At 62.3% G+C, this 2,219-nt stretch carries 1 protein-coding gene; it reads left to right on the forward strand.

Annotation, left to right across the window (positions count from 1 at the left end; translation table 11 throughout):
- A partial coding sequence (gene vgrG, locus HB675_RS25610) for a type VI secretion system tip protein VgrG (protein WP_213881955.1) occupies positions 1-2,219 on the forward strand: 2,219 nt, incomplete at both ends.

Below are 2,219 nucleotides of genomic sequence, written 5' to 3' on the forward strand. Positions count from 1 at the left end.
AGCCAGCCGTTCGCCTACACCCTCGAATTCACCAGCACCACGCGGGACATTCCCATGGCGTCGGTGCTGGGCCAGCAGGCCCGGTTCAGCCTCTATCCTTTGCCAGCTCCCTGCTCGCGATTGGATCGCAAGCCCGGGCCGCCCGAGCCGTTGCGCACCGTCTACGGGTTCATCACCGACTTCCAGCGCCTTTCGCAATCCCGTGACGAGACCCGTTATCGGGTGGTGCTCAGACCTCGCCTGGCCCTGCTTGAACGGACCTTGCATCACGCCGTGTACCAAAACCTGAGCGTGCCGCAGATCGTCGAGCATATCCTGCGTACCCGCCATGACTTCGAAGGCCAGCACTTTCAGTTCCTGCTCACCCGCGAGTATCCCCAGCGCGAACAGGTCATCCAGTTCGGTGAAAGCGACCTGGCCTTTATCCAGCGCCTGCTGGCGGAAGTCGGGATCTGGTACCACTTCTCCATGGACGATCGCCAGGGCATCGACGTGCTCGAGCTGCGCGATGATCAGCGTCATTACCTGCCCGTGGTCAGCCTGCCGGTCATCCCTCGCGCCGGCCTGCAGAAGGATGACGAGGATTGCGTCTGGAACCTTGAAACCCGGCACAAGCTGGTGGAGCGGGATATCAGCGTTCGCTCGTATAACCCCCAGAACACCGCGGCGTGGATGGAAGGCAAGGTGGAAGGCCAGTTTTCCGAGATCCCGACCTACGGCGAGGCCTATCACTATGGCGAGCCCTACCGGGAAATCGGCGATGGGTTCGTCCGCGATGAGGACCTGCTCAGCGAGAGCGGCTATTTTTATGCACGGCTCAAGCATGAGCTGTATCTGAACGATCAGACCCGTTTCAGCGGCATGTGCAACAGCGTCACGGTGATGCCCGGTCAGGTGCTGGAAATCACCGGGCAGGCGCCCGAGGCTTTCGGCCCCGGGGTGGTCGTCACTCAGCTGACCTGTCGCGCTGGCCGGGATCGCAGTCCGGTGATGAGCTTCGAAGCCATTCCCTGCGACGAGCGTGTCTGCTTTCGTCCTGCTCTTGCGCAAAAGCCTGTCATCGCGGGGACGGTTCCTGCTCGGGTGACCAGCACCCTCAAGGGCGACCCTTACAGTCACATCGACGTGCAGGGTCGCTACAAGGTCAACTTCCTCTTCGATCGCCAGGCCTGGCCGTTGGGCGGGGAGAGCGCCTGGCTGCGCCTGGCCCGACCTTATGCGGGCGATACCCATGGCCTGCATCTTCCCTTGATCCAGGGCACCGAAGTGGCGGTGGCCTTCGAGCAGGGCGATCCGGACCGGCCTTATATCGCCCATGCGCTGCACGACAACCGACATCCAGACCCCGTGACGCTGCATAACTACCGCCGCAATGTCCTGCGTACGCCGGCCAACAACACACTCAGAATGGAGGATGACCGCGACCGCGAGCACGTCAAGTTGAGCTCGGATCACAGTGGCAAGAGCCAGCTGAATCTAGGCCATGTAGTCGATGGAAAAAATGAACAGCGCGGTGCCGGTTTCGAGTTGCGCACGGATGGCCATGGCGCCCTGCGAGCGGGCAAAGGCCTGTTCATCAGCGCTGACAAGCAGCCGTTGGCCCAGGGCCAGATGCTCGAAATGGCCGAAGCAGCCGGGCGTCTGGAACAGGCTCGGGAGCAAATGCAACAGCTCTCGGCCAATGCCCAGACGGCCAGCGCCGAGCCTGCGGACCTGCAAGCCCAGATCACCCTGCTCAAACAGCACATCGAACAGCTGCAGTCTCAGGTCGTGCTGCTCAGCGCCCCGGACGGCATGGCGTTGACCAGCGGCAACCACCTTCAGTTGGCCGCCGAGAACAATCTGATCCTCAACGCTGGCGCCAACGCCGACCTGAGCGTGGCCAGACGAATGTTCATGGGCATCGGCCAGGGCCTGAGCCTGTTCGTGGAAAAACTCGGCATCAAGCTCATCGCCAACCAGGGCCCCGTCAAGATCCAGGCCCAGCACGACACCCTCGAACTGCTGGCGCGCAATGCCCTGCAGATCACCAGCACCGAGAACGAAATCCACATCACCGCCAAGCATAAGATCGTCCTCAACGGCGGTGGCAGCTACCTGATCATCGAGCCGACCCGTGTCGAAGCGGGCACCGATGGCGACATGAATCTGAAGGCCATGCGCTTTTATCACGAGCAGGGCGAGCGGATGGCTGCTGCGCATCCGGAGTACCCGCTGGC

Source organism: Pseudomonas sp. dw_358 (genome assembly GCF_018449655.1).
In the GTDB taxonomy this organism is placed as follows: domain Bacteria; phylum Pseudomonadota; class Gammaproteobacteria; order Pseudomonadales; family Pseudomonadaceae; genus Aquipseudomonas.